This window comes from Pseudomonas orientalis (assembly GCF_002934065.1).
GTDB lineage: Bacteria > Pseudomonadota > Gammaproteobacteria > Pseudomonadales > Pseudomonadaceae > Aquipseudomonas > Aquipseudomonas orientalis_A.
Genome location: NZ_CP018049.1, coordinates 3,428,171 through 3,432,859 on the forward strand (window position 1 = coordinate 3,428,171; position 4,689 = coordinate 3,432,859).

Annotated in this window: 3 protein-coding genes; 1 reads left to right on the forward strand and 2 read right to left on the reverse strand. The window is 61.2% G+C overall.

Features of this window, described 5'->3' with window-relative positions; all coding sequences use genetic code 11:
* Nucleotides 1–89 precede the first annotated feature (89 nt).
* Nucleotides 90–761: a LuxR C-terminal-related transcriptional regulator gene (locus BOP93_RS15345; protein WP_104503316.1), complete on the forward strand. Its 672-nt coding sequence runs from the start codon at nt 90–92 to the stop codon at nt 759–761.
* A gap of 340 nt (nt 762–1,101) precedes the next feature.
* Here BOP93_RS15345 and BOP93_RS15355 read toward each other — a convergent pair whose 3' ends face one another.
* Nucleotides 1,102–3,060, reverse strand: a complete 1,959-nt coding sequence (locus BOP93_RS15355) for a MacB family efflux pump subunit (protein WP_104503318.1) — start codon at nt 3,058–3,060, stop codon at nt 1,102–1,104.
* A gap of 3 nt (nt 3,061–3,063) precedes the next feature.
* Nucleotides 3,064–4,215, reverse strand: a complete 1,152-nt coding sequence (macA, locus tag BOP93_RS15360) for a macrolide transporter subunit MacA (RefSeq protein WP_065885031.1) — start codon at nt 4,213–4,215, stop codon at nt 3,064–3,066.
* Nucleotides 4,216–4,689: the final 474 nt, after the last annotated feature.

Genomic DNA, 4,689 nt, shown 5'->3' on the forward strand with positions numbered 1-4,689 from the left:
TATCACTGCAGGTTATTCGCATTGGCTAGTCTCTTAATCCCCGTCGCTATAAGGCCGAATACCTGCACCCGAAACTCATGGACGAATTGATGAACTCACACCTGTTCCCACATATAGGCAAGGTCATCGCCAGCACCGGCAGTCGCCACTTCCCACGTATGCTGCATGACCTGATTCTCACCCAACTGGCAGTGGACGCCACCCATATCACGCAACTGCGAGTGAGTGCCGCTGGCCACACTCGCCGCAGGATCAGCCCGGTCTATACCGACTCCGCGGTGGCACTGGGCGAAGAGCAACCGGCCGCGCAACTGCACCTCACCCGCCGCAAGGACGATGTGCGGTATGTGCTGTCGGTGTACCGCTCGCACCAGTCCGAAACCTTCTCGGCGCAAGAGCGCAGCATGCTGGAGGATTTTTCCACGCTGCTGCTGCCCATGGTGGAAAACCACATCAGCGCGATCCAGCCATGCCCCCCAGGCAATACGCCGCAGGAACCACAGAACCAAGGCATCGAGACCTTGCGGCGACGCATTCAGGAGCGCCTGGTGCAATCGGGGTTGACCCTGTCCAACCGTGAACTGGAAGTGTGCGTAGGCCTCCTGGCCGGGCGCACCGCGCCGGAGTTGGCCGAACAGTTGGCGCTGAAGGTCAATACCATCGAGAGCTACCTCAAGCGCGCGGCGATCAAGCTGGGCATCAGCGGGCGGCATTCGTTGTTGCGGTGGATGTATGCCACCGAAGACAGCACCAGTCTCTAAGCTGACATCGGTCCAAATGTGGGAGGGGGCTTGCCCCCGATAGCGGTGGGTCAGCTTGCTTATGCATTGACTGACACGCTGCCATCGGGGGCAAGCCCCCTCCCACATTGGTTACTCAATGGCAGATAGAGATCAGTCCCGAGCCAGTGCCTCGATAGGGTCCAGCCGCGCCGCATTGCGCGCAGGCCTTCGTACCACCAGCCTCTAAGCCGACATCGGTCAAAAGGTGGGAGGGGGCTTGCCCCCGATAGCGGTGGGTCAGCTTGCTTATGCATGGACTGACACACTGCCATCGGGGGCAAGCCCCCTCCCACATTGGTTACTTAATGGCAGATAGAGATCAGTCCCGAGCCAGCGCCTCGATCGGGTCCAGCCGCGCCGCGTTGCGCGCCGGCACGAAGCCGAACACGATACCGATCAGCGTGGAGCAGGCAAATGCGGTGATGATCGAGCCCAGGGAAAACACCATTTCCCACTCCTTCACAAACAGCGAAAACAGATAGCCGATGGCATAGGACAGCGAGATACCAATAATCCCGCCGATCAGGCACACCATCACCGCCTCCACCAGAAACTGCTGGCGAATATCCGATTGCCGCGCCCCTACGGCCATGCGAATGCCAATCTCGCGGGTGCGTTCGGTGACCGACACCAGCATAATATTCATCACGCCGATACCACCCACCAACAACGAAATCACCGCGATCAATGACAACAGCAGCGCCAGCGAACGGCTGGTTTTCTGCACGGTCTGCATGATGCTGTCGAGGTTGTTGGTGAAGAAGTCCTTGGTGCCGTGGCGTTGCAGCATGAGCTTATTGACGTTGTCCTCTACCACCTTGCTCGGCTGGCCGTCCTTGATACGCACGGTGATGCTGTCCAGATGGCGCTGCCCCAACAGGCGCCCCGCCGCCGTCTCATACGGCACCCACACGTTCAGCACCTTGCTGGCGGCGAACAGGTTCTTGTTGTCCGCCGTCACCCCGATCACCGTGCACGGCAGGTTGCCCACCAGGATCACCTGGCCCAGGGGGTCGACGTTCGCCCCGAACAGGCGATGCCGGGTGTTGTGGTCGATCACCACCACCTGCGCCTGACGCCGTGCATCACTTTCGCTGAAGGCGATACCGGCTTCGAGCTTCACGCCCTTGACCTTGAAGTAGCGGTCGCTGACGCCGTTGACCTGTGCATCCACATCGATATTGCCAAAGCGCAGCAACAGGTTGCGCCCCACCACCGGGGTGGCGCTGTCGACGTAATACAGCTGGTTCAACGCGTCCACATCTGACGGCATCAGGGTCTCGATGGCCGAGGCGCGGCTGTCACCGAAACTGGTGCCGGAAAAGATATCGATGGTGTTGCTGCCGATGGCCTGGATGTCCTTGAGCACATAACGCTTGGCGCCCTCGCCGATGGCCGAGATCGACACCACCGAGGTGATGCCGATGACAATACCGAGCATGGTCAGCAAGGTGCGCATGCGATGGGAAATCAGCGCGACCCAGGCCATGTTGAACGCTTCCTTGAACAACCCCAGGCTTGCCACCAGGCGCCGCGCGCCGCTGCGCCGGGGTTCGAGCGGCGCTTCGCCGGGCAGCTCCAGGTCGGCACTGTCGTTGGCCTTGTCGCTGACGATCTCGCCGTCGCACACCTCGACGATACGCTGGGCATTGGCCGCCACCTTGGGGTCGTGGGTGACGATGATCACCGTGTGCCCGGCCGCGTGCAGCTCGGCGAGGATGCGCATCACCTCCTTGCCGCTATGGGTGTCGAGGGCGCCCGTGGGTTCGTCGGCCAGGATCACCTCGCCGCCATTCATCAAGGCCCGGGCGATACTCACGCGCTGCTGCTGCCCACCGGACAACTGGCTCGGCCGATGGGTGATATGCCCCGACAGGCCCAGGCGCGCGAGCAACTCCCGCGCGCGGCTGTGGCGCTGGCCTTCCGGGATGCCGGCATAGATCGCCGGCATTTCCACGTTGTGCAAGGCACTCAGGTGCGCCAGCAGGTGGTAGCGCTGGAAGATAAACCCGAAGTAATCGCGGCGCAGTTCCGCCAGTTGCTCATCGCCCAGGGAACGGGTTTCGATGCCGTTGATTTTGTAGCTGCCGGCGGTGGCGTAATCCAGGCCGCCGAGGATGTTCATCAGCGTCGATTTACCCGAACCCGAGGCGCCGATGATCGCCAGCATTTCCCCGGCGTGAATGGTCAGGTCGATGCCCTTGAGCGCGATGAATTCGCGCTCGCCGGCCATGAAACTGCGGGTGATGCCCTTGAGCTCCAGCAGAGGTTGAGTCATGGCTCAATTCCCCGCCACGGCAGGCGAGGCGTCGCCAATCACCACCTTGTCGCCCTCGACCAGGCCGTCGAGGATCTGCACCTTGACGTTGTTGTTGATACCGGTCTTCACCTCACGCACCTGCGCCCTGCCCTTGGCGTCGAGCACCCGCACTGCATAGCCGCCCTCGGCATTGCGCGCGCCCAGCGCCGCCACCGGCATCATCAGCGCAGCCTCGGCGGTGTCGAGCACGATACGCACCTGGGCGGTCATGGCGATGCGCAAGCGGTGGTCGGGGTTGGGCACATCGAACAGCGCGTTATAAAACACCGCCGTATTCTGCTTGGGCGCACCGGCGGTCTGGGTTTCGAGGAAATTCTGCGGTGCCGGTTCAGTGCCACGCAGCTTGGCGTAGTAGCGCTTGTCGGCCTCACCGAGAATAGTGAAATACACCTGCTGGCCGGGGCTGATGTGAATCACATCCGCTTCCGACACCTGGGCCTTGACCGTCATGGTATCCAGGTCGGCCAGCTTGAGCAGCACCGGCGCCAACTGGTTGGCGATGACCGTCTGACCTTCCTGGGTAACGATACCCACCACATCGCCGTCAATGGGCGCATTGATACGGGTATAAGCCAGGTTGACCTTGGCCGTGTCGATCTGAATGTGCGCGCTCTTGATCTGCGCATCCAGAGACAACAGATTGGCCTGCTGCACCTGAAAGGTCGACTCGGCGTCCTCGAAATCCTGGCGCGACACCGACTCATCGGCCTGCAAGCCCTTATAGCGCTCATACACCGACCTGGCCTGCTTGACCTGCGCCGCCGTGGCGCGGCGTTGAGCCTGCAGATTCTCCTCATCGACCTGGGCCTTGCGCAGCGTGTTCTGCAGAATCAGCGGATCGATTTCAGCCAGCCACTGACCTTTCTTGACCTTGTCACCGACCTTGACCTTGAGCGACTTCAACTGACCGGAAACCTGCGCGCCCACATCGACCTGCTTGACGCCCTCCAACAAGCCGGTGGCGAGAACGGCGTTTTCAATATCGCCGCGTTCAACCGTGGCCGTGAGGTACTGGGGCGCATCGGCAGGCGCCTTGACGGTGTAAATGATCAAGCCGATGGCAACCGCCAGCACGGCGAATATCCCGATTTTGCGTAACTTAGACGTTTGCATAAATGACCATAAAGTTGAGCTTTTTGATTGAGCAAGGAAATCCAAACCCTAACCACGATGCGCAGCGAGTCGCTCTTGATCTGGCTTTTGATCTTGATCTCAGGCGCCCCGTCAAACCACGCTGGCCGAACGCAGGCTTGAATCCGTGGGTAACCCGGCAGGACGCCGGGTTAGCCGCACTGGGCCATGGATGGCCCATTGCGGCGGCCCACGGATTCAAGCCGGAGTGAGGGCACACCGAGCCTAGGCGAGGTGCCGAGTGGTGGGGCAAGAGCCCTTTGGTTACTTTGGGGCTTTTCCAAAGTGACCCGCCGTCAGGGCGGAACCCTAAGTGGTCGTGACCTGGATAACGGATATGTACCCGGTCTGATCCAAGATACTGGTCGGCCCAGAGGCCGCCATCGGGGGCAAGCCCCCTCCCACATTTGAACCGAGGTGTATCAGGAACAACCCCCTTCCCACATTGGGCGGCCA

Coding starts and splice junctions, on each gene's coding strand:
- BOP93_RS15345 (WP_104503316.1), top strand. CDS start 90: ATGAACTCACACCTGTTCCCACATATAGGCAAGGTCATCGCCAGCACC.
- BOP93_RS15355 (WP_104503318.1), bottom strand. CDS start 3,060: ATGACTCAACCTCTGCTGGAGCTCAAGGGCATCACCCGCAGTTTCATG.
- macA (WP_065885031.1), bottom strand. CDS start 4,215: ATGCAAACGTCTAAGTTACGCAAAATCGGGATATTCGCCGTGCTGGCG.